Below are 23,872 nucleotides of genomic sequence, written 5' to 3'. Positions count from 1 at the left end.
CTAACTTTTTGGGTAAACGTCACTGTTAGCTCTTTTTTTTTACTCAACGGTAATTTCCTGACGACCGTTACGCTTAGAGTGATATAAGGCTTCATCAACTCTTGAGTAAAAGTCGTTAATTGATATGTCATCTTTAGACATTTGGGAAACGCCCATTGAAACGGTTAAATTAATTTTATTATTGTCGAATTTAGTGTCAGAGTGATTAATTGCTGAAAAAATCTCCTCTACAATTGGTTTAGTGTCATCCAATTTATAGTTAGGGAAGATGACGTTGAATTCCTCGCCACCAGTCCGATAAAGTTTAATCTTAGGATCATTGTTATCAATGACTGTTTGAACGATTTTGACGACGTTTTTGAGGACAGCATCACCGGCCAAATGACCATATGTATCATTGATATGTTTGAAATGATCGATATCAAACATTAACATAGTGAACTTCATGTCAGTCGTTTTAACTTTTCTAAATAGTTCACGTAAATCGATGTCAAAGGCATCATAATTGTAAGCTGAAGTGAGTTTATCATGCGTTGCATCTCTGAACAGTGCGGTTCTAGATTCGACGTCGGCAAACAATGTTGCAATATAGCCGAATGTGAAAATCTCTAGAATAGTTAGATCAAAGATTTCTTTCCAAAATACCTGATCACTAATTGAAAATTTTAGTTTGGCAAAGAACCAATATAAAACACCGAAGAAGATACTTGAACCAAGGTAGTAAAGGTATGGGAAGACTTTTTCAGTATGAGTTTTGATGTAATTTAGTGTGTAGAAAAAGGCAAGCAAAACAGCCCCCAAGCACCATGATTCCCAACTAGTGATAGCTGAGTTAAAAATCAGAGTTAAAAATCATGAAAGCTAAGACGATTGGTGCGAATAGATGAAATTTAAATGGGACGTTCAAGATAACTGTATAGAAAATGACGGCAACGAGTTGAAAATTGACGAAAGTTAGAGAATTGCCATGTCCACGAACTGAATTTTGAAGGACAAATAAAATAACCAGAATATAAATAATTCATAAAACAGCCCGGAGGGTATATTCGTCGAAATTAACGTCTTTGATTGTTAAAACTTTTTTGATAGCAGCAAAGGCAACCTGAAAAACGATGAAAACACCCATAATGAAAAAGAGACTTGTGAGCAGTGAGGCCTTACCTATAACAAAACTAGTTAACAAAGTTGTTTCCCCCCAATCGTAAAATGTTATTGCTCTTAATAAGTATAATTATATAACGTGAATAGAGTATTAGTTAAATAAAATAAAAAATCATATCGAGAATTTGTATTTCACACCGTTACTGAAGTTAAATTAATCCACAATATCAGGTCTATGTAGTTTGAAGGTCAGTGCAAGGGCAATTAATAGAAACCCTAAACATGCTAGAAATCCTGCCTGAATACCGACTGCTTGGTTGGCTGTACTGCCGGTAATTATTTTGTCTGCCATTGTGATAACAGCAATGATAATGGCAGTTCCGAATGAGGCAGCTATTTGTCTGAGCGTGTTAAAAGTTGCGACACCATCGGATAAATATTTTTTAGGCAAAGCACTGAGCGAATGCGTTTGGATAGGAATTAGAATTAAGACTAATCCCAATTGGCGAATCATCTGCCCAAGTGTCAACATTAAAACCGAGGCGTTGACGTCAATGACTGCCTGCATAAAGGTTCCGAAACAGTCAATCAAAACGCCAGTAACTACGATTCGTTTAATCGGATATTTGTCGAATAATCGACCACTGACTGGTGACATGAAACCTGTTAGGACAGCTCCTGGTAGTAAAGCCAATCCTGAAATCAAAGGACTTTTGTGTAAAATCATCTGGATCATTAATGGAAGTAAGATTGTATTTCCATACATAGTTAAAACTATTAACATATTGATAACTGTCGCAAAAGTGAATTGAGAATGCTTAAAAATTTCGAAATTAATAATTGGTTTGGCTGACTTATTTTCCATGATTGAGAAGATAACAATCAAAACTAAACCGGCAATGGTAAATCCGAGTACTTTCCATGAGAAAAAGCTAGTCTGACCAATATTTGAAAAACCACTTAATAGGAAGAGTAATCCCAAACTGATCGTAATTAAACTTGGTACATCAAATTTAGGATTATCATGTGTTTCGATTTGTGGCAATTGGAAAATAGCCAGGAGTACTACGGCAATGATGAATGGCAAGATCAAGATAAACAAGTATTGCCAAGGGAAGTACTGCAAAATGATTCCTGACAACGTTGGACCAATAATAGGGGAGAAATTAAAGGCTAAGCCAATAATTCCCATAACCGCCCCTTGTTTACTTCTGGTGGTGTATTGCATTGCCAAAACGTTGACTAATGGCATCATCATACCAGTTCCGATAGCTTGGATCATCCGACCGATAATGACCATGATGAAAGTATTAGCGACGGCACCCAAAATAGTTCCAACTAGAAAAATTGAACTAAAGACGATGAAGAGATGTCTAAAGGAGAATTTTTTAATGAAATAAGCGCTAGTTGGAATCATGATGGCGTTCACTAATGTATAACCATTTGTCAGCCATTGGACGCTGGATGAACTGACGTGAAAGACACGCATAAAAGTAGGTAAGGCTGTGTTCATTAAAGTAGAGCACAAAACACCAAAGAAGGTCCCAAAGACCATAATAAAAAGTGCTTTTTTGATTTGTTTCGACATGTTTTAGTGCTCCTAATTAAAAAGTAGTAACTTATTAAGTTTAGTTATCAAAATTAGGATGGTCAACACGTCACAACGTTTAATTCATGAAAAGCCGATAAAGTTTGTAGGGCAGATCGTTGGGATGGATAACAGAATAATTTTTAACATAACTGCCTTTAGTATCTAGCTTTATTAGTTCACCATCGTCAAAGTCATCGGTTGAATGTAAATCAATTTCATGCCAGTTACCTTGGCGGTCGTAGGCATCAGCGTAAAAAGTATAGCTACCGTCTTGTTCTTTATCCGCATCATCGTAATCTATTTGCATGAATTTGGGACTGCGTTTAGCTAACAAATTATAGCGATTAAAATCCTGTGCCATAGGTGTATTTTTATCTTTTAAGTAAGAACCAGCCATGTAATAGCCTAATCCGAGGACAACAAGTCCCATCAATAAAATATTAATAAATTTTTTCATAATTTTTCTCCTGATTGTATAAAAAAAGAGCCTTTTCGGCCCCAGATTATAAGTTCAATTTAGTATAAACATCGCTTGGCATATCTTTTTTAAAGACTTCTTTGTATGAATAAACATAACTGCCTTTAGTATCAAGTTCGAGGTAGTGACCTTGCTTCAACTTACCCATGCCCATGAATTTTATAGGATGCTCATTACCATTGTCATCATAACTTTTAAGATTATATGTATAATTACCATAACCATCGTTGTCTTTGGCCTCTTTATTATCGATTTTGACGTATCTTGGTTCACGCTTTACCAACACGTTGTAAGCATTGAAAGCTTGCGCTGATTGGCTCGTGCTGTCCTTAACCGTGAAACAGACTGCAAAATACCCGATTGCTAAAGTTGCGACACCTAATAAAAAAACTCTTAAAAAACTTCTCATTTGAATTACCTCCTGACAAGTATATTAAGAGTTTTGCTTTTTTTTATACATTTGATTCACTTACATTATTCTTACAGATTTGTAAGCCGGCTGTTTACCACCAATCAAAGTTAAGTGTGTAGTCTACAATTCTGTTGAATAAGTGTGCTAATAATTTCATCATGACTGCCACCTCCAACGATATAAACTTAATTCCTACTTATATTATAGGTCTAAATGTAAACGCTATCAATCATTATATATTGGGGTTGGGGGCCGTCTCCGGGTGTGGGTGATGATGCCTGCTGTGGGACCGCCTGGAGCCAAGGTCTCCAGGCTCGGTTTTGAACTTCGCACAGAACGCGAATTTCAAAACACGTCCTGTGCTGTAAGGACTAAAGTCCTAACACCACTGTCACTGCTGGCATCATCACCCACACCCGGAGACTAGTGTATTGGGTAGGATGAAGTTATTACTACTATATTTTGTTATTGAAATTCAAAATGCAAAAACCAAAATAGTAGAGATATTATTTTATTTTAATTTGTTCTTTATTATTTGCCCCAGACTTCGTCAATGATTGATTTAACTAATGCTAGTTTCTCCCATTGTTGTTCTGGTGTAATTACATTACCTTCTTCAGTTGAAGCAAAACCACATTGTGTTGATAACCAGAGGCGGTCTAATGGTAAGTATTGACTAGCTTCGTGGATTCGATCAATGATGTCTTGTCGGTTTTCGAGTTTGCCATCTTTTGATGTGATTAAACCGAGAACGACTTTTTTGTCTCCTGAAACTTTAGCTAATGGGGCGAAGCTGCCGGCACGGTCGGAATCGTATTCGAGGAAGTAAGTATCGACGTTTTCTTGACCGAAGAGGTTGTCAGCAACGTTGTCATAGCCACCTGAGAATAGGAATGAAGAATGAAAATTACCACGGCAGATGTGGGTGTTGATTGTTAAATCATCTGGTAAATCAGCTATAGCACCATTGTTTAGTTCGAGATAGATATCTTGAACGTTTTCGGCAACTAGTTTTTTACCTTCTTCAGTTGCGAGAAATTTTTTATCCAACAAGCGTCCCCATGAACAATCATCCAATTGAATGACACGAGCACCTTCGTTGTAAAAGGCGAGAATAGCATCGTGATAAGCTTTTTCAACATCATTGTAGAATTCCTGCTTGTCTGGGTAAATGCGGTTTAGAGCGTCGAGATTTTTGCCACGAGTCAATTCACGATAGAGTTGGGCAGGAGCGGGGATGGTTTGCTTAGGAAGAATGCCGCCGATTTTGTCTGTGATTGATTTTGTGAACTTGAAGTCTTGGATGAAGGGATGTGTGTCAGCGTTGAAACTGATTTTATCAGTTAGGACGGCTGTATCATCACGAGAACGTCCATTTGAAAAGTCATATCCTTCGCCGATGTGAGTGTGTTTAACGCCTTCAAAGCCCCAGAAGAAGTCGAGGTGCCAATATGAACGACGGAATTCCCCATCAGTGGCGTAATCTAAGCCGGCATCTTTTTGTTGGTTGATAAGTTCTTCGATGGCATCATTTTCAACTTTTCGTAAGTCATCATGGTTGATCTTGCCTGATTCAAAGTCTGCTCGGGCTTGTTTTAGTGCTGCTGGTCGTAGGAAACTTCCTACATGTTGGAATCCGATTTTAGTTGTTGTGTTTGTTGTTGTCATAGTGTAAATTCTCCTCTGTTTTTGGCTTATTTAATCTGATTATTTTTATGTGGTATGAGTTGAAAAGATTAGTGATGAAGGGTCAAGGAAGATAAAGCAATCATAGGAAAGCGGAATATACGGGCGACAGTTAGTCGCCCCCATAAGTTGCTCTAAGTGCTTAGGCCACTAGTAGTTCACGGGGTTCTTTCCCTTCGGTCAATCACCATTAGTTGCTCTTAGTGGCCTAACCACTAAGAGCAACTAAAAAATCGTCCCTACAAGTACAGAATTTCTCTGCATTGTAGGGACGATTACCGTGGTACCACCCTAGTTTATATTTTGCTTACACAAAATACCTCAACGACACTGACATGTCCGGGATGATATCGCATCCTTGCGTACCTTTGGCTTGCACCTAGGTAAGACTCCAAGCTCATCTTCAGTTAAACTTTCGTTCCGTCTTTTCACTGTCCAACGGTCACTCTGCAAACTACTCGTTAACTTACTCTTCTCTTCAACGTCTAATTAGATTAAATAAGTTTTAATTATTTGATTGGTGATAAATTTACACCATGATTTTTACTTTGTCAAATAGCTTTTTAAAAATATATTTATTATTTACGTGTATCGACGATATTTTGTGGTTTCTTACCTTCGATTAAAGCCTTATTGGAGTCAAATGAAGTTGTAATCATATTGTGAATGGCTGTTTCTGTATAGAAAGCACTGTGTGGGGTGATGATAACGTTTAGTCGTTTGGCAAGATTACGGATCTTTTCATTCGGAATATTGTCGACACTGCTCCAAACTTTACCAAAGACTGAATTTTCATCGTCCAGTACATCAAGTCCCGCACCACCGATTTTGCCACTGTCTAAGCCCTTAATTAGTGCATCGGTATCGATGAGTTCGCCACGAGCACAGTTGATAATATAAACACCATCTTTCATTTGGGCAATCGCATCGTCGTTAATCATGTACTTGTTACTGTCGAATAATGGAACGTGTAAAGTAATAATATCTGATTGTTTGTATAATTCTTCTAAACTATCAACATACAAACCTTGCTTTTCAATATCAGGGTTATGGTAAACGTCATAAGCAATAACTTTAGCACCAAAGCCTTGTAGAATTTGGATGGCAACGCGGCCAATGTGACCAGTACCAACGACACCAACTGTTTGTTCACGGTATTCTTTACCGATAGTTGGTGACCAAGTGAAATCGCCATTATCCATTTTTTGATCAAATTCAGGGACACGGCGAAGTAAGCGACCCATTAAGATGACAGCGTGCTCAGCAATAGCATTTGGTGAGTAAACAGGCACATTTGTTAGTGTGAAATCTAAGTCGTTTAAATCTTTGAAATCAAAGTTATCAAAGCCAACATTACGAATTGAAATATATTTAATACCTAATTGGTGAAGAACTTCCAGAGCTTCACGGGTATATGGTGATGTCTGTAACGTTACAACGCCGTTACTACCTTCGGCTAGACGAGCTGAATCAGCAGTTAAAGTGTATTCTGTAAAAGCCACTTCAACGTCTGGGTGAGCTGCTTGCCATTTCTTTAGAGATGGTTGTTCATCTTCACGAATTCCGTATGCAAATATTTTCATTAGTTGTGTTCCTCCTTAAGTAGAACCTGCATACCTTTATTAAAACAGAAAAGATAAATCGCTTCAAAAGTAAGCCACTAAAAAACCGTAAACTCAAACGAGTTTACGGTTTATGAGATTAATCTTCAGATATATCAACTGGATACTTAGGTTCTTTGCCTTCTAACATAGCTAGATTATCAGTTAATGAATCAAAAACCATGTTATGAACCGCGGTAGTTGTATAAAAGGCAGTATGTGGTGTGATGATGACATTATCACGACTAATCAAATTTTTAAATTGTGGATCTTTAACATTATCGAGACTCTTGAATTTCTTTTGGAAGACGGCATTTTCACCTTCAAGCACATCTAAACCGGCACCACCAATTTTGCCACTGTCTAGTCCGGCAATTAAGGCTTCAGTATCGATCAAGCCACCACGGGCAGCATTAATTATCACGACGCCATCTTTCATCTTAGCAATGGCGTTGGCATCAATCATGTGGATATCACTTTTAGCTAGTGGGGTATGGAGTGTTAAAATATCGGCTTGCTGCAAAACTTCATCAAGTGAGTCAACGTAAATCCCAAGATTCTCTAGGTAAGGATTTGGTTTGATATCATAAGCCACTACTTTGGCTCCCATAGCATGCATAATTCTAGCAACTACAGAACCAATGTGACCAGTACCAACGATACCAACAGTCTTGCCATTGATTTCTTCACCGATGGTAGGGAACCAACTGTAATCGGCATTATTGAATTTCTTATCGAATTCAGGTACTCGACGAAGTAAGCGTAACATCAAACTAGTTGTATGTTCGGCAATGGCATTGGGGGAGTAAACGGGGACGTTCGTTAATGAAAACCCTAGGTCGCGGAGGTCCTGGAAGTCGAAACCATCTAAACCAACGTTACGAACTGAAATCTTGCTGATGCCAAAATCATGTAATTGTTGCAGAGCTTCACGGGAATATGCTTGCATCTGGAGCGTTACGACACCGTCATAACCCTTAGCTAGTTCAGCAGTTTCAGTATTTAAAAATTGGTCAGTATAGGCTATTTTCACCTCGGGGTGGACGTCAGTCCATTCTGTTAAGTAGCCTTTTTCATCTTCACGAATTCCGTATAGGAAAATTTTCATTATAATCCCTCTTTCTTTATTATTAGAAAATCTTAAATTAATTAATTTTCTCTAATAATTGATTGATATTAAGTTTAACGCAAATTTTTGGAAAAGAAAGTGGAAATTAAAAATTGGAGGATTCCTCCGAAGGATAAAACCTAAAAAGTTGCTGTGAGGACCGACTTGAGCCAAGGTCTCGGGTCTCGATTTTGAACTTCGCAAAATTCGTCCAGTGGAGTAAGGGCTAAAGCTCTTACTCCACTACTACTGACCTTTTAGTTTCCATCCTTCGGCTAGTGTGTTGATAGTTGAGTTTAAAATATTCTTCTTTCATGAACAAAGTTAAAAGTAGATTAGATATAAAAACGAATTAATAATGATGTTTAAAAGGGGAGTGACATTAAGTATATCTATGATAAAAACTTGATAATAAAGGATTTATAAAACTAATTAATGCTTTTTATTGACAAAGTGTATGGATGATTATATGATTAGCACAATTCAAATCTAATCTTAATTTAATTTTGAAAGGAGGCAGTCACAATGTTTATTACTTTACTAATTATGTATTTGATGATCGTTGTTTTACAACATGACTTGGACCTTGTGATACGCCTACCAACTAATTCATAATTGGACTAAAGGATACGACAAGAGACTCCAAGTTGATTATCAGCTTGGGGTCTCTTTTTCTCTCTTGGGGGTGGTTTTATCGGAATGAAAGCAAATAAAAAGACGAAACCATTGAGATTTCGTCTTGGAAATTAATCAGCGTCATAGCGATTCAGTACGTAAATTGCTAGTACAACAACAATAGCACCGATAACTTCAGGAATATTTACAGCGTACTGTAAAAAGATAATACTTAAAACTAAGGTGGTGAATGGTTGAACGGCATCAGTAATACTAATAATTGCGGCCGTTGTGTACTTAGTACTCATAACCATCAACAAGAATGCTGAAACCGTACCAAGCAAGATAACTGTACCAATTCCTAGAACACTAGCTGTATCCATCTTAGGTGGATTGACCCAAATGGGGCTAAAGAAATTGGAAATAATACCCGCAATCAACATACCCCAACCGGTAATTAGAATACCGTGGTATTTAGCAATCAAAGTCTGTGGAATTGTTACGTAAAGGGCAGCAGTGATACCACTGCCAATACCCCAGATGACTGAGATAAGTGGAATTGATAAGTGACCGATATCTCCACGAGTAATCATCAAAGTAACACCAATTAAGGCGAGTACAAAGGAGATGACATCGATACGTGAAGTTTTCTTTTTAGTAAAGACGATAGCTCCAATCATGATGAAAAGTGGTGAGAGGTACTGTAAGATCGTAGCGGTCGATGAATTACCTGTTTTAATTGCGTGAAAGAAGGTGAACATATTAGCTAATAGCCCAAAGATGGCGAAGCTAATTAATATTAAGAGATCCTTCCAGTTTTTAAAGACAGCGAAGAATTCACTTTTTGGTAAAACGATTAAACCAACAGCTAATAAAATAACTCCTGCAAAAGTTGTTCTAGTGGCGATAAACCACATAGCAGGGATATTAAGGTTCTTTGCAACAACTTGTAAAACTGTACCAGAGATTCCCCAGAGAGCAGAAGCACAAAATGCTAACCAAAAACCTCGATCAAGAGTTTTCTTGGCCAACTTTTTACTTTCTTCCATTAAAAAATATCCTCCTAAAAACTAATAGGACTATTATACCTGTCGTTATTTGGTTTTGACTATTATTTTTTTCATATCATGACGTTTGGCATGAAAGGTATGGAAGAAAATGTATGAAAATGGCGGGTTTGTCCTTTATGGTATAGACCTGATTTAATTTTTTATGATAGCGTTAGACTATCAAATTAAATGTGGATTTGAATGATTTTGACTTGATATGAACCTGCAGGCGATTCGACAGTTACAATGTCATTGACCTTATGTTTATTCAATGCTTTACCGATAGGTGAAGTAAAAGATATTTTTTTCTGATCCAAGTTAGCTTCTTGTTTTCCGACCATTTGATAGGTAAGTTGATCATGATCATCCAGAAATTCAATCGTTACAAATTTACCAATATCTAAAATGTCATTGTCTGACGGTTTGACAACATCAGCATACTGAAGTTGTTTAGCTAAAAATCGTAAGCGACTATTGAGACGTCCTAACTCCTGTTTGGAAGTAGTGTACTCAGCGTTTTCGGACCGATCACCTAAAGCAGCTGCAGCAGCCAAGTTTTTGATTTTTTGAGGACGTTGTTTCTTTAAATCAATAATCTCTTGTTCGATAGCTTTGTAACCGGCCGGTGTCATTTTATTAAAAACAGGTTCCATAAGTAAGACCTCGGTATTCTTGTATTATTAAGAACAATTTAGCTCAAATTATAATTTAACGCAAAAAGAAGCAGACCTGCAAACAAAGGGACGCTTCTTTTTTAGTGGAATTAATTTTTGTCAGCAATTGGTTTAGTGACGACTGCCGTACCGTTTGCTGATATAACGAGCAACATTATTTCTGAATTAATGAACTGTCCATATTGTATTTTGAGCCCAACGATTGAGTCAGCGCCCATTTCTTGAGCCTTTTGTTCAAGACCATTTAAGACGATTTCACGTCCCTTACGATATTCTTTCGTGTAAGAGGATGAATTGCCACCAAACATACTACCTAGGCCACTCAAAGTATCAGTCACGATATCGACTGAAAAAACTTGTTCGTTCAAGACAGCTCCTTTGGCCTCAACTATTTCCAATTGGGGAATTCGATCCATTGTATATACTTGCATAATCCAGTCCTCCGATGTAGTTTTTGTTAACTCATAATGTCGGTATTGTAACATTAATTGATGAAGTTCATGAACTAAAGTAACGCTAATTGTATAAAAAAGAGGTTGTGACATAACTGCTTTTTTCCTAAACATGCAACAAAACATAGCTTTTTCCGTTTAAAACAAAAGAGTCAAGCAATCCAAAATCGGATTACTTGACTCTTTTACCTTAATGCTCGAAAGCTGACCATGTTTTGTCACACTCTCTTATCGTTAAGATTAAACTTCAAATATTTTATAAATTTGCATCCATGTTAAATGTAAGTTTTGAAATGTTGATACCCTTTGTATAAAGTTCACCAAATAGTTTGTGAGCTTTATCTTGCATTTCCTTAACAACCTTTTGGTTTCTATCTGTTAAGAATTCAACCAATTCGTCGCCAGAGTAGTTGGCAGCAAGTTTGTCAGTTTCAGCAACGGCCATACGAAGATCTTGACGAACTTCTGTTAGGTAGTCGATATCATCTTGAATGAATTCAGTATAGTTTGATTCAACAAGAACTGACAAGGCGTTATACATCCAGTATGCATCCTTGAAATTGAATGATAATGATGCGTCGTTATATGATGCATCTGTTTCGTTCATGTTTGTGTAGAAAGGAATGTATGGTGTGAATGTTGGGAATCCGATACATAACCACATAATAGCAGCGTATTCTTCAGGCACGTCGTTTCTAATTTGAAGAACGTGTGAGTTTTGTGTTCTGTTCAAACCGATTGGACGGTAACGGTGCTTGTCTTCTTCTGAAGCATATGGGCTATATGGATCGTAAGGTGTTTCGTTATAGTGTGAACCTAAAACATATTCGATATCATCAACTGAGATTTTGTGATCTGTTGTCATGATGAAAGGTAATTCACCATCTTCTGGATCTTGTTCAATTTCAGGGTTGAAGAATTTTTGACCATACCATACACGTGGTGTGTTGTAGTGACGGTCTTTCAAGTTGTCTGAACCAAAGATATGTCTGAAGTTCCAACCAGTCTTATCTGTGTTCAAGTGGTTCTTTTCAACAAATTCTTGGATACCATCTGACCACATAAATTCATCAGGTTTAGTAAAGTCGACTTGTTGAATTGAAACACGGTTAGCACAAACAGCATAACTGTCATCAGGAATTCTTTGAGCTACCCAGTGGTGACCAGTAACAATTTCCATGTACCAAACATCATCTTTGTCACTGAATAGAACAGAGTTACCAGCTGGTGAACCAAATTTCTTGATCAATTCACCAGTACGTTCAACAGCTCCTCTAGCTGAATCTACGTAAGGAAGAACCATACGAACAATAACATCTTCGTCCATACCGTCTTTTTCGAGTGGGTCAAAGGCTAGGGCACGTTCGTTACCATAAGTACTTTCAGTAGCAGACATAGCAACGTTCTTTCCATTAATACCACTTTCATCGTAGTAACCGAACTTCTTGTAGTCTACATTAGGAACTGCAGGCCACTTGTAACCATTTTCGGGAACTTCTGATTCAAAGCCATTCAACCATGACTTAACCTTGCGACCCTTTTCACCATTAACGGCTGGGTTTAATACAAAGCTGTGTGGAGCAACAGCAAAGAATGTATCGTCATTTCTGGCGATCATTGTTGATCCATCTAAACTGGCGTTTTTACCAACTAAAATTGTCGTACAAGCGTCATCCAAATGATTTTTCTTCATCTTTAAGAACTCCTCCTATTTATACTGATTTCATTTTAGCATATCTGAATTGAGAGTATGGTGCAAAGGGATGAAAAACCGAAATTGTCTTTGTGAGAGTCCGCCTCCAGTAACAAGAAAATTAGGTCGCTATGGGGACCGATTCGAGCCAAAAGGCGGTCTCGAATCTCGATTTTGAACCTCGCAAAATACGCGAGTTTCAAAACTCGTCCCGTGGTGTAAGGACTAAAGTCCTAACGCCACCTTCACAGCGACCAAATTTCTTGTTACTTCCGGCTAATTTATTCGTTGTTTTTTATTTCGGATTGTTAGAGCATCAAGGTTTAAAGATTATTTCGAAATTTTCAATCTCTAGATATATATTAAAGATAAGATTGAAATTGGTGTTTATAAATAAAAAAACGCAACATGCAGTGTTAATTATTTATTTATCACGCCCGGATGCGGCATCTCCAAAACTTAAAACTTGTTCTTTAATAACCTCTGAAAACAATGCTATAATTTTCTAAATAATAGGAGGGGCAATAATGGATCTTGATACAAAAAATCAGGGCGATTCTTTTCTGAAAAATCTGCTCTTAGGGTTTCAACATTTATTAGCCATGTATTCTGGGGATATTTTAATTCCCATTTTAATTGGGGCATCACTTGGATTCAGTGCTAAGGAAATGACTTACTTAATCTCAGTTGATATTTTTATGTGTGGGGTGGCAACACTCTTACAGATTAAGCGTACACCGTTAACGGGGATTGGGTTGCCAGTTGTTTTAGGATCAGCCGTCGAATATGTAACGCCGTTACAAAATATTGGACATCACTTTGGGATTGCCTATATGTATGGTGCTATTATCGCAGCCGGTATTTTCATCATGTTAATTTCAAAGCTATTCGCTAGTTTGAAGCGATTCTTCCCTCCAGTAGTAACTGGATCGTTGATCACATTGATTGGCTTTACTTTGATACCTGTTGCGTTTCAAAATATTGGTGGTGGTAATGTCGCTGCCAAAAGTTTTGGTAATCCAACAAACTTAATTTTAGGCTTTACAACTGCATTAATTATCGTTGTTGTTAGTATTTGGGGTCGTGGTTTCATTCAACAAATTGCAGTCTTGATTGGTATCGTTGCCGGATATTTGTTAGGTATCGGTATGGGTCAGATTGGTTTTAAAACCGTTGGATCAGCCCACTGGTTCCAAATTCCACAACCATTTTACTTTGCAACACCAAAATTTGAATGGTCATCCATCTTAGTTATGCTCTTAGCGGCATTGACTTGTATGATTGAATCAACCGGTGTTTATTATGCCTTGGCAGAATTAACTGGTGACGATTTGGATGAAAATGATTTGCAACGTGGTTATGCTTCAGAAGGACTCGCTGCTATCTTGGGTGGTATTTTCAATACATTCCCATATTCAACTTTCTCTCAAAACGTAGCTGTTGTGCAATTGTCAGGTATTAAGAAGAATAAACCTGTTTATTTCTCAGCATTCTTGTTGATTATCTTAGGCTTGATTCCTAAGGTTGGTGCAGTTGCTGAATTGATTCCTAATGCCGTTTTGGGTGGTGCAATGTTGATTATGTTTGGTACCGTTGGTATTGAAGGAATCAAGATGCTGACAAAGGTTGAAATGAACAACAATAATATCATGATTATGGCTGTATCTATCAGTTTGGGTATTGGTGTGACCGTTCAACCAACACTATTACACTTCTTGCCATCAACTGTTCAAACAATCTTAAACAATGGTTTGGTGGTCGGAAGTTTCTCAGCTATCATCTTGAACTTATTATTAAATTCAAATAAAAAGACAAATTAGCTAGTTTAAACATTTTCAAAGCAAGTACAAAGTTTAGTCATATTTTCATCACATTTGGTACGTATACTTATCGCAAAAGTTAGATAAGCATACGTATTTTTTTATACATAAAAGGAGTGATAAATATGACTGAATATAAGTACTTAACCATTGTGGTAAACAAGTTTGATCTACCCTTTGAAATTAAATTAGCTACACCTGAACCAGAAGTAATTGATACAGAGTTGATTGATAGAACAGTTGAAAAAATTTCTGAAAACATTAAAGAATATGATGAGATTTTTTCATTGGAAAACAATGACTCGATTTTAACCAGATTCCAAGATGGCGAAGAGACAGGACTGATGACTTCGAAAACCTTCCGTGAGGTTTATGAACAGACAATTATGGCTGAACAGATGACACGCCACTACTTTAGTTCCTACTTTAATGGTAAATATGATCCGATTGGATTATTGAATGGCTGGATGATTGACCAAATCTTTAACCGCTATCTCTTATCGTTATTGAGTAGCGAAGGGATTGACGGTGTTTCACTCAGATGTGGAGAAGATGTTCGCTTAGCCAGCCGTCCAAACATTGATTTCAGATGGCGGATTGCGATTAATGACCCTAAGAATCTGGGCATTTTGTTGGCAACGTATTATTTACAAAATGGAGCAGTTTCAACATCCAATGAAATGCGCAGTTTAAGAAAAGAGAAGAGTAATGTTGAGCAAGTTACAATTGTTAGTAATAACGCATTAGATGCCAATATTTGGTCGTCAGCAGGGATTGCGGCCGGAACTAATAAGTTCCCCGAGTTCATCGCTAAATATCGACTGACAGGTGTTTTAGTCGATAAATATGTTGGCATGGAAAATTTCCGCGACGGATATTCAGATAAAATTGCTATATCAAAGTGAGGTGCATAACGACGTTATGTATCTTTTTTTTACGATTAATTCAAATCCTCGTCATAAAACATTCAAAGTTCGTTCGTATACTTTAGTTTGTAATCGGAAATAATTTTTTTAGAATAATAAAACTAATAATAAATGACTTACTAAAACGAATGAATAATGAGGAATTAACAAATGAAAACTAATCAACAAACAATTTTAAAAAATGAAATTAATCAAATGAATATGAACTTTGTGATTAAATTGGTCACCGTCAGTTCAAATCCAGTAGTCATGGAACAGTTGAAAATGGTGACTGAACGGGTAGATAAACATTTACGCCGGATTGATGAACTATTTTCACCATTCCGCTATGATTCACTTGTTTCCAAATTTCAACGTGGAGATCACGAACCAGTAACATCTTCAGAAGATTTTAAATCTATTTATAATTCAGCTATTTTGTCACAACAAATGACCAATGGAATTTACCGTCCATACTTTGCTGGTCGCTTTGATCCTTCGGAAATTGTTAGAAATTGGGCAATTGAACAAGTTTTTAATGAGGATTTGAAACCATTGTTAAATACTCCTGAAATCGAAGCTATTTACTTGAGTGGTGATAGTAATTCGAAGTTTGCGACAAAACAAGGCAGTGATTTCCGCTGGGTGATTGAAGTAACTAATCCACGTAATATTGAAAAAACAGATACGACCTATTATTTACAAAATGGAGCTGTAGCAAGCTTTCAAAATGATGATAAGCAAACAACGATTATCCGAAGCAGTCTGGTTGAAGCGGGTATTTGGTCATTTGTTGGAACAAATACAACGGTTGATGAGTTTATGCCCTTTGTTAGTCACTACAATTTAACTGGTATTATAAATGGACTCGAGAACCTTAATTTTAACCTTGGTTCAATTATTGAAAATAAAAAAGTTAAATAAAAGTAGCAAGAACATACCAAAAAGACAAGCAATCCAATTTTAGATTGCTTGTCTTTTTATATTAAATGGAAAAATTATTTAGTGAATTGAGGTTCATCGTCCCAAACATCAACTGAATCTTTAAAGCCATCGGGATTGCCACTCCAGAAGAAGTCACCATACCAGAGACTGCGTTTGTCAGCGTCAAAGCCGTTGATTTCGTCCATGTCATCGTCACTGATTTCAAAATCATAAACATCAGCGTTTTGAATGATACGAGCTTCGTGGACTGACTTAGGAATTGTAATGATGCCATTTTGTAAGTCCCAACGAAGGATTACTTGGGCAACTGACTTGTTGTACTTGTCAGCGATTGTCTTGAGTCTAGTGTCGCTTAAAACAGCACCGCCACCGAGTGGAGACCAAGCTTCAAGGTAAATATTATTTTCGTCACAGAAGTTCTTGATATCAACTTCTTGGCAAAGTGGGTGGTATTCCATTTGGTTAACTGCTGGTTTAATTGAACAAATTTGTAGGATATCTTTTAAACGAGTGATATTGAAGTTTGAAACACCAATAGCACGAGCTTTACCTGACTTGTAGATTGTTTCCAAAGCACGCCATGTATCGAGATATGTGCCATCAACTGGCCAATGAATCAATAGTAGATCTACATAGTCTGTTTGTAATCTCTTCAATTGACCTTCAAAGTTATCAAGCACTGATTGATAGCCTTGGTCACCATTGAAAATTTTAGTAGTAAGAAAAATATCTTCACGTTTGAGACCATTTTCTGCCAAGCCTTTTTGTAATCCATCACCAACACCGGCTTCATTACCGTATTGTTTAGCAGTATCAATAGCTTTATAGCCATGTTTTAATGCCCATTGAACAGATTGGGAAGCACCAGAATTGTTAACTTTCCAAACACCCAGACCCAATTGAGGCATTTTAACGCCGTTATTCAAAGTTACAGTAGAATCTAATTTTAAACTCATAATAGAACCTCCTATAGATATAATTTTAACTCAAATATTATGAGGATACTTGGAATTAACGTTTTCGTTTGGTATAGTTCATTTGTATACGCTATCAAATTGATAATGGCGGACTTTCTGGGGAAGGTACAGCATATAAAATGGATAATGAGTTAAAGAGTAATAATGATATAAAAACAAAAATTGTAAAATTATCGGCAATTTTAAATTTGCCCAAAGGAACCGAAGCATTCATTAGTGATATTCACGGAAATGACGATAAATATTTAAATATTATTCGGAGCGGTGCAGGTAATGTCAGTCGAAAAGTTGAAGAAGTTTTTAATGGTCGACTCACAAAACTGAATCAGAGAAAATTAGTCTGCTTAATTTATTATCCAGAAGAGGTATTGGCTCAAATTCACGAGCAAATAACTGACCCAGATGAAGCTAAGCAATGGTCGATGGATACAATCAACAGCGTCCTAGAAGTAGTGCGGTATGTTTCAAGTAAATACCCACGTCATATTATTGATAAGGCTTTGGATACTGATTTATATGAAATTACGAAGAAATTAGTCTTTGGTGATTTAATGGCTCCAGATAAACAACAATATTATCGCGAAATGATTAAAACCGTTGTTAATTTGAAAATGAATGATGAATTTATTATTTCTATTTGTCATGCCATCCAGAAGTTAGCGATTGAACGAATCCATATTATTGGTGATGTTTATGATCGTGGGCGACATCCCGAAGCCATCATTAAGCATCTTAGTGAAAGCTGGCAAAATTTTGACTTCGAATGGGGCAATCACGATATTTTATGGATGGGGAGTTTAGCTGGTTCCAAATTATGTATGTTAAATTTGATTCGGATTTGTGCTCGTTACCATAATTTGAAACTTTTAGAAAACGTCTATGGCATCGACTTAACTTCGATAATCAAGTTTGCGACACATGCTTATGTACCAATGTCCAATTTTGAACCGAGAGTGAATTTTGCAGGAATGACTGATGATGAAAAGAACGTCGATAATTGTGTTCAACAAGCAGCGGCCATCATGCAGTTTAAGTTGGAGGGACAGGCAATAAAGCGTCGCCCTGAGTTTGATATGAACGATCGGTTATTACTCGATAAAGTAAATCTCGATAAGAAATCTATCACGATTGGTGAGAAAACTTATCAAATTAAGCACGGTTGTTTTCAAACAGTTAATCCAGCTAGCCCTTATCAAATTACGCATAGTGAACAGACCGTTATCATTGATTTAATTAATCAATTTACTCACTCGACCCAATTGAATGAGCACATGTGGTTCATGTTAGATCATGGCTCAATGTATCTGAAACATAACGGTAACTTGTTGTTCCATGGCTGTATACCAGTCGATAAGCAGGGAAATTTTTTACCGTTACATGTTGATGGTCAAAGTTATGCCGGACGTAGTTTGTGTGATTATTCGGAATATATCTTAAAAGATGGACTACGTCATCCGACAACGGGAGATTGTTACAACTCTGACTTTATTTGGTATCTCTGGGAAGGTAAAAACTCACCATTATTTGGCAAAGATAAAATGACAACATTTGAACGTTATTTTATTGATGAATCAGAATTGCAGACAGAACATTTGAATCCATTTTTCGAATTGTGCAATGAAGAGTGGTTTGCGGATAAGTTAATGAAAGAATTCAATTTAAATAGCCGTGGTCACATTATTAACGGACATACACCAGAATTTACAGATTCACCGGTCAAAGCTAACAAGAAGATTGTCGTGGTCAACGGATTGTCAGAAATCAACAGTAGAGACCGTAACATCGGTGGTTATGCATTGTTATTTGACTCCTATGGAATGCGCCTAGAAACGTTAAGGGCTTTTAGATCACGTCAAGAATCAATTGAAGAGATGTCAGATGTTGTTCTCGATAAGCAAATTGTGGAACATTCAGCAGAACGACGAACAGTTAAAGATACCGATTATGGTCAAAATATCAAAAAGCAAATTGAACGATTGGCAGAAGAATTGAAGTAATTGGTTTAAGGCATTTCATTGAATAATTCCACGGTAAATTTTTCCATCTTGTAATTAAAAAAAGTTCGAATTAATCTTTATGATCAAAGATTAATTCGAACTTTTTTTTAATACTTAATACGATTCAATATAATATAAATAATAAATTAGTCGGAGGAGATGAAGGGTTCACCTGCTGTGAAAGTGGTGTTAGGACGGCGGTTTTTGCCGTTCTTACAGCACCGGACGTGTTTGGAGACTTGCTGCTTTTGCAAGGCTTCAAACCGAGCCTCGAGACCTTGGCTCGAAGCGTTCCGCATAGCAGGTGTAACCCTTTATCTCCGGAGACGGAACTACTTCTTTTGCTTGTCTTTTTCCCACTTATCTTTATCATCGTCCCAATTTTCAGACAAAGCATACTTAGGCAAAATCAAGTTCAAAATAATACCGACAACTGTAGCAACACCAACACCTGTGAATTGGAAAGTTCCAATTTGGAGGTAAGCATTACCGATACCGATAACTAAAATAACTGAAGCAATCATCAAATTACGTTTCTCATTGAAGTCGACTTTATTATCAACTAGAATTCTAAGACCACTAGAAGAAATAACACCGAACAAGACAAAACTGATACCACCGATAACTGGACCAGGAACTGTTTGAATCAAGGCACTCAATTTACCAACGAATCCAAACAAGGCAGCGAAGACAGCAGCTCCAATAACAACGTAGACACTGAAAATTTTGTTAACGGCCATAACACCAATATTTTCACCATATGATGTGATAGGAGGACCACCAAGGAAGGCAGCCACGATTGAAGCTGTACCATCACCAGCTAGTGTTTTGTGAAGACCAGGATCTTTGAAGAAATCACGGTGAGTCAATTCATCCAAGACCATGATGTGACCCAGATGTTCAGCCATAGTAACAAAGGCAATTGGTGCAAAACTCAGGATAGCGCCCCAATAAATTTGTTTAGGCATATAGTTGATGAACATTAAATCAAATGCAGGTAATTTTAACCAAGGAGTTGAAATTACTTTAGAAAAATCAACGATACCAAGGGCAACTGACAAAATATAGCCACCAACAATACCTAGTAAAATAGCGATATTACTCCAGAAGCCACGAAGATACATGTTCAATAGCACTGTTAGAAAGAGTGTGAACATAGCGATACCGAAGTATTTTAAATCATAGTGTGAACCATTCATCATGGCGTTATTAGCAGCACTTCCGGCTACTGACATACCAATGACGATAACGATTGGTCCAACAACGATAGGAGGTAAGGCTTTGTCGATCCAGTCAGAACCAACGAAACCAACGATTAATGAAACAATTAGGTAAACACACCCGACGGCAATCGTACCTTGGGCAACCCCGGCGTATCCAACGGTCTTCATCAACGCGACCATCGGAACAATGAATGAAAAACTGGAACTCATGTAAGCTGGAATCTTACGATGTGTAATTAAAATATGAATAATTGTGCCGACACCTGAACTGAATAACGCGATACTAGGATCAAGTCCGACTAGAAGTGGTACCAAAACTGTGGCACCAAACATCGAGAATAAGTGCTGTAATGATAGAAAAGCCCACGTACTTAGCGGTGGTTTTTCATAGACGTCTAAAACGGCATCTGGATTGCGATAATCTTTACTATTTGGATCCAAACTAAACATCTCCCCCATACAAAATTTTGCAAAAAAATAGCCCTTCATCCCGTGTATGCGAAATAAAAGACTGAACGTGTTTCCTTATTAGCCTCACGGGACCAATGTTTAAAGGACTCTATTTGATTGCTTTCACTATAATTGAGTTGCAAAGCAAAGTCAATAATGAAATACTAAAAAGGTGTTAAATTAAAGCGCTAACAAAGAGGAGATTTTTATGGTTGAGTTATACATTGTAAGACATGGTGAAACGGATACCAACTATGAGGGACGTATCAATGGTATGTCTACCGACAAGCCGCTAAACGCCAAAGGAATCCAACAAGTTGAAGAATTAAAAAAATATGTTGATATTAATAAATTTGATGAAATTTACTCAAGTCCGTTGAAACGTGCAATGCAAACAGCAGAAATTTTAAATCAAGGTGTGCACGAAATTAAGCAGGACAAACGTCTTTATGAAGCCGATTACGGTTCATGGGATGGCGTTAAGGAAACTGATTTGCGTGATAAATATCCTGATGTTTTTGATGAAAATCATTATTTATTACCAGGCTATACAAAATATGCCAAAAATGGCGAAGAATACGACGATGTTTACAAACGAGTTGAAGACTTTATGGATGATATGGCTAAAAAGGGTGACGAAAAAATTATGGTCGTCTGCCACGGTTTCGTTAGTCGTTCATTCATGAAGGTTGTGACGGGTGCACAAAATATTTCTCAAATCATTCAACCTGATAATGCTGGTGTTTCAAAGTTCGTTATTTCTGATAGTGGTGTAAAATATCTTCATTACTATGGACGAGTAAATAACATCGATTAGAGGTTAATTATGGGACTGACAAACAAAGTACCGGAAGCGGACGTTCAAAAAACATTTAATAATATCGCTGGAAATTACGATAAGTTAAATTCGATTATGAGTTTAGGAACTCATCAAAAGTGGCGTCAAAAAGCGACTAATAGAATTACCAATGGTCCGGATAATATTTTAGATCTTTGTTGTGGAACAGGTGACTGGACGATAATGTTGGCCAAAAGGTATCCCCATGCACGCGTTATAGGGATGGATTTTAGTCAAGAAATGCTCAAGATTGCGCAACAAAAAGTTAGTAACTCTGAAGCTACCAATATAAATTTGGAAATTGGCGATGCAATGAATTTGCGTTATCCTGATAAAAGCTTTGATGTAGTTACGATTGGCTTTGGTCTCCGAAATGTACCTGATGCGGATAAAGTTTTGCAAGAAATTTATCGTGTGTTAAAACCAGGTGGACAGTTGATCTGTTTAGAAGCTTTCAAAGTTGAAACACCGGTTATTAAAGTTGGTTGGCAATTGTACTTTAATCGGCTGATGCCTTTAATGGGAAAAATTTTTGCCAAAAGTCAGCCAGAATATCAATATTTGGATGACTCAGTAAATAAATTTGTCAGTATCAAACGACTTGCAGAAATGATGCAAACGGTTGGTTTTAAGGACATTACAGTTGATGATCTAATGTTTAAAGCCGCAGCCATTCATGCTGCTGAAAAATAGGACACAAAAAAAGAACACCCGGGGAAGGTGTTCTTTTAATTTTTTAGGGGATTAAATATATATGTTATAGGGGGGATGAGATGAGATTTCTTATCTCTCATCTACAACTAATACTATACTGGATAAGTGTGAACCAAATATTTTGAAAATGTGAAGAAATTATGAATTTTGATTTTTTTCATAAAAAAGTAAATAATTTGGGTGTAACGGTGTGATGCCGTCTCCAGAGCTGAGAAAAAAATTGCTAGCTGTGCGGACCGGTCTGAGCCAAGGTCTCAGGCCTCGGTTTGAAGCCTTGCAAGCAAGTCTCCAAACGCGCCCGGTGGTGTAAGTGCTAAAGCACTAACGCCACTTTCACTGCCAGCAAATTTTTTCTCAGCTCTTCCGACTGGAGCATTTGATATATTTAGAAGTTAGTTTTTCTAAACAGGAAAAAAGTCGGAGTTGATTGATTATTTTAATGATTAATGGAATCAATCTATAAATTATTATCGTATGAACATATGTATTAAATTATATGTAGCAAGCTAACAATTAGAAAAGGAGTGAGAATTATGTCAAATATTCGTGATGTTGCTAAACTTTCTGGACATTCTGTGTCGACGGTATCTAGGGTCGTTAATCATCGAAGTTACGTTGCTGAAGATACTAAGCAGGAGATTCTTAACGCAATGGAGGAGCTGGACTATCATCCTAACGATGTGGCTCGAGCTTTGAGTACGGGGAAAACGCATATGGTTGGGGTTGTTTTGCCATACATTGACATTCCTTATTTTCAAAAGTTGATTTCGGCCATTACTAAGGCTGCTTTCAAAGAAAATTATCAGGTAACGTTATTGCCTTCTGATTATAATGCAAAAGATGAAATTAAATATTTGGAAATGTTGAAACATCAATCTTTTGATGGCTTAATTTTTACTTCACGGACAATTTCATTTGAGAAAATTTTGGAATATCGCCAATATGGCACGATTACATGTTGCGAGGATACTTTCGATTATCCAATTTCGTGTGCTTATACGAACCGTGAGGAATCATATTTGAAGGTTTTTGATTTATTGAGACGATTAAAGCTTCAACATATCGGCGTTACACTCACCCGAAGTGAAAAATATAGTCAATCAACCAAGCAGACTAAAGAGGCTTTTGAAAAAGCTTATGGTCGACAGATGGATTCGAAACATGTGTATATGGGTGCGCAAGGATATAGTGAGGGGATTAAAGCTGCTAAATATTTAGTCGAAAGAGATCCTGATTTACAAGTCATTTTTGCGAATAGTGATCAGATTGCGGCAGGTGTTTTAAAACAATTACAGATGATGCACTTAGAAATTCCGGTTATCGGTCAAGAAAATTTGGATTATAGCCATTTAATGAATTTTTCCACAATTGATCATAAATTGAAGGAAATTGGCGAATATGCCTTTTGGTCTATTTTTGAAAAAGAGGTTGTCAAGAAGTCGATTCCTTCAGAATTTATTTTACGAGGAACTTTAATTAAATAATTGTGTAAATATTCCATTTGGAATAATAAATAAGACAACAAAACAGACTAAGCTTAGTG

At 37.0% G+C, this 23,872-nt stretch carries 21 protein-coding genes; 7 read left to right on the top strand and 14 right to left on the bottom strand.

The window, feature by feature from the left end; translation table 11 throughout:
* Nucleotides 1-39: 39 nt before the first annotated feature.
* The 12 genes from FD31_RS12025 to FD31_RS11975 all read right to left on the bottom strand — a co-directional run bounded on the left by FD31_RS12025 (nucleotide 40) and on the right by FD31_RS11975 (nucleotide 12,460).
* Nucleotides 40-789 (bottom strand): GGDEF domain-containing protein, encoded by a 750-nt coding sequence (locus tag FD31_RS12025; protein ID WP_057893031.1) that lies wholly within the window; start codon nucleotides 787-789, stop codon nucleotides 40-42.
* A 232-nt stretch (nucleotides 790-1,021) separates the two neighbouring features.
* Nucleotides 1,022-1,183: a hypothetical protein gene (locus FD31_RS14175; protein ID WP_157049168.1), complete on the bottom strand. Its 162-nt coding sequence runs from the start codon at nucleotides 1,181-1,183 to the stop codon at nucleotides 1,022-1,024.
* A gap of 132 nt (nucleotides 1,184-1,315) precedes the next feature.
* Entirely contained in the window at nucleotides 1,316-2,689 is a 1,374-nt protein-coding gene (locus FD31_RS12020; protein WP_057893030.1) for a DHA2 family efflux MFS transporter permease subunit, read from the bottom strand.
* A 79-nt stretch (nucleotides 2,690-2,768) separates the two neighbouring features.
* Nucleotides 2,769-3,149 carry a YxeA family protein gene (locus FD31_RS12015; protein ID WP_057893029.1) on the bottom strand — a complete coding sequence of 127 codons (381 nt, stop codon included), beginning with the start codon at nucleotides 3,147-3,149 and terminating at the stop codon, nucleotides 2,769-2,771.
* A 46-nt stretch (nucleotides 3,150-3,195) separates the two neighbouring features.
* Nucleotides 3,196-3,579: a YxeA family protein gene (locus tag FD31_RS12010; protein WP_057893028.1), complete on the bottom strand. Its 384-nt coding sequence runs from the start codon at nucleotides 3,577-3,579 to the stop codon at nucleotides 3,196-3,198.
* 534 nt (nucleotides 3,580-4,113) lie between these two features.
* A complete protein-coding gene (locus FD31_RS12005) occupies nucleotides 4,114-5,250 on the bottom strand; it encodes a 5-methyltetrahydropteroyltriglutamate--homocysteine S-methyltransferase (protein ID WP_057893027.1) in 1,137 nt (378 codons plus the stop codon).
* Nucleotides 5,251-5,846: 596 nt separating this feature from the next.
* Nucleotides 5,847-6,851 carry a D-2-hydroxyacid dehydrogenase gene (locus FD31_RS12000; protein WP_057893026.1) on the bottom strand — a complete coding sequence of 335 codons (1,005 nt, stop codon included), beginning with the start codon at nucleotides 6,849-6,851 and terminating at the stop codon, nucleotides 5,847-5,849.
* Between the two features lie 118 nt (nucleotides 6,852-6,969).
* Nucleotides 6,970-7,977: a D-2-hydroxyacid dehydrogenase gene (locus FD31_RS11995; RefSeq protein ID WP_147007374.1), complete on the bottom strand. Its 1,008-nt coding sequence runs from the start codon at nucleotides 7,975-7,977 to the stop codon at nucleotides 6,970-6,972.
* Between the two features lie 746 nt (nucleotides 7,978-8,723).
* A complete protein-coding gene (locus FD31_RS11990; protein WP_057893024.1) occupies nucleotides 8,724-9,641 on the bottom strand; it encodes a DMT family transporter in 918 nt (305 codons plus the stop codon).
* Nucleotides 9,642-9,826: 185 nt separating this feature from the next.
* The gene (gene greA, locus FD31_RS11985; RefSeq protein ID WP_057893023.1) at nucleotides 9,827-10,294 is read right to left on the bottom strand and encodes a transcription elongation factor GreA; all 468 of its coding nucleotides are present in this window, start codon (nucleotides 10,292-10,294) and stop codon (nucleotides 9,827-9,829) included.
* Nucleotides 10,295-10,404: 110 nt separating this feature from the next.
* Nucleotides 10,405-10,746: a YbjQ family protein gene (locus tag FD31_RS11980; RefSeq protein WP_057893022.1), complete on the bottom strand. Its 342-nt coding sequence runs from the start codon at nucleotides 10,744-10,746 to the stop codon at nucleotides 10,405-10,407.
* 277 nt (nucleotides 10,747-11,023) lie between these two features.
* Nucleotides 11,024-12,460, bottom strand: a complete 1,437-nt coding sequence (locus FD31_RS11975) for a C69 family dipeptidase (RefSeq protein WP_057893021.1) — start codon at nucleotides 12,458-12,460, stop codon at nucleotides 11,024-11,026.
* 527 nt (nucleotides 12,461-12,987) lie between these two features.
* On the opposite strand from FD31_RS11975, the gene FD31_RS11970 reads away from it, so the two are divergent.
* The 3 genes from FD31_RS11970 (at nucleotide 12,988) to FD31_RS11960 (ending at nucleotide 16,109) form a co-directional block, all read left to right on the top strand.
* Nucleotides 12,988-14,280: a nucleobase:cation symporter-2 family protein gene (locus FD31_RS11970; RefSeq protein ID WP_057893020.1), complete on the top strand. Its 1,293-nt coding sequence runs from the start codon at nucleotides 12,988-12,990 to the stop codon at nucleotides 14,278-14,280.
* A 125-nt stretch (nucleotides 14,281-14,405) separates the two neighbouring features.
* The gene (locus FD31_RS11965; protein ID WP_057893019.1) at nucleotides 14,406-15,185 is read left to right on the top strand and encodes an FAD:protein FMN transferase; all 780 of its coding nucleotides are present in this window, start codon (nucleotides 14,406-14,408) and stop codon (nucleotides 15,183-15,185) included.
* Nucleotides 15,186-15,356: 171 nt separating this feature from the next.
* Complete coding sequence (locus FD31_RS11960; RefSeq protein WP_057893018.1) at nucleotides 15,357-16,109, top strand: FAD:protein FMN transferase; 753 nt, start codon at nucleotides 15,357-15,359, stop codon at nucleotides 16,107-16,109.
* A 74-nt stretch (nucleotides 16,110-16,183) separates the two neighbouring features.
* Here FD31_RS11960 and FD31_RS11955 read toward each other — a convergent pair whose 3' ends face one another.
* Nucleotides 16,184-17,086, bottom strand: coding sequence for an aldo/keto reductase (locus FD31_RS11955; protein ID WP_057893017.1), 903 nt, complete (start codon nucleotides 17,084-17,086; stop codon nucleotides 16,184-16,186).
* 140 nt (nucleotides 17,087-17,226) lie between these two features.
* On the opposite strand from FD31_RS11955, the gene FD31_RS11950 reads away from it, so the two are divergent.
* Nucleotides 17,227-19,104 carry a fructose-bisphosphatase class III gene (locus FD31_RS11950; RefSeq protein WP_057893016.1) on the top strand — a complete coding sequence of 626 codons (1,878 nt, stop codon included), beginning with the start codon at nucleotides 17,227-17,229 and terminating at the stop codon, nucleotides 19,102-19,104.
* Nucleotides 19,105-19,436: 332 nt separating this feature from the next.
* Here the strand turns inward: FD31_RS11950 and FD31_RS11945 are convergent, their stop codons facing one another.
* Nucleotides 19,437-20,768 (bottom strand): uracil-xanthine permease family protein, encoded by a 1,332-nt coding sequence (locus FD31_RS11945; RefSeq protein ID WP_235805363.1) that lies wholly within the window; start codon nucleotides 20,766-20,768, stop codon nucleotides 19,437-19,439.
* Between the two features lie 217 nt (nucleotides 20,769-20,985).
* Here FD31_RS11945 and FD31_RS11940 point away from each other — a divergent pair, with 217 nt between their 5' ends.
* The 3 genes from FD31_RS11940 (at nucleotide 20,986) to FD31_RS11930 (ending at nucleotide 23,813) form a co-directional block, all read left to right on the top strand.
* Nucleotides 20,986-21,594: a histidine phosphatase family protein gene (locus FD31_RS11940; protein WP_057893014.1), complete on the top strand. Its 609-nt coding sequence runs from the start codon at nucleotides 20,986-20,988 to the stop codon at nucleotides 21,592-21,594.
* Nucleotides 21,595-21,603: 9 nt separating this feature from the next.
* Nucleotides 21,604-22,308, top strand: a complete 705-nt coding sequence (gene ubiE, locus FD31_RS11935) for a bifunctional demethylmenaquinone methyltransferase/2-methoxy-6-polyprenyl-1,4-benzoquinol methylase UbiE (protein WP_057893013.1) — start codon at nucleotides 21,604-21,606, stop codon at nucleotides 22,306-22,308.
* A gap of 554 nt (nucleotides 22,309-22,862) precedes the next feature.
* On the top strand, nucleotides 22,863-23,813 hold the full coding sequence (locus FD31_RS11930; RefSeq protein ID WP_057893012.1) for a LacI family DNA-binding transcriptional regulator: 951 nt from the start codon (nucleotides 22,863-22,865) through the stop codon (nucleotides 23,811-23,813).
* The last annotated feature ends 59 nt before the right edge of the window (nucleotides 23,814-23,872 follow it).

The sequence above is a fragment of the Companilactobacillus nantensis DSM 16982 genome, assembly GCF_001435815.1.
GTDB classification, from domain to species: Bacteria; Bacillota; Bacilli; order Lactobacillales; family Lactobacillaceae; genus Companilactobacillus; species Companilactobacillus nantensis.
The sequence above is the reverse complement of the archived record's forward strand: the minus strand, read 5'-3'. Positions and strand labels throughout refer to the sequence as shown.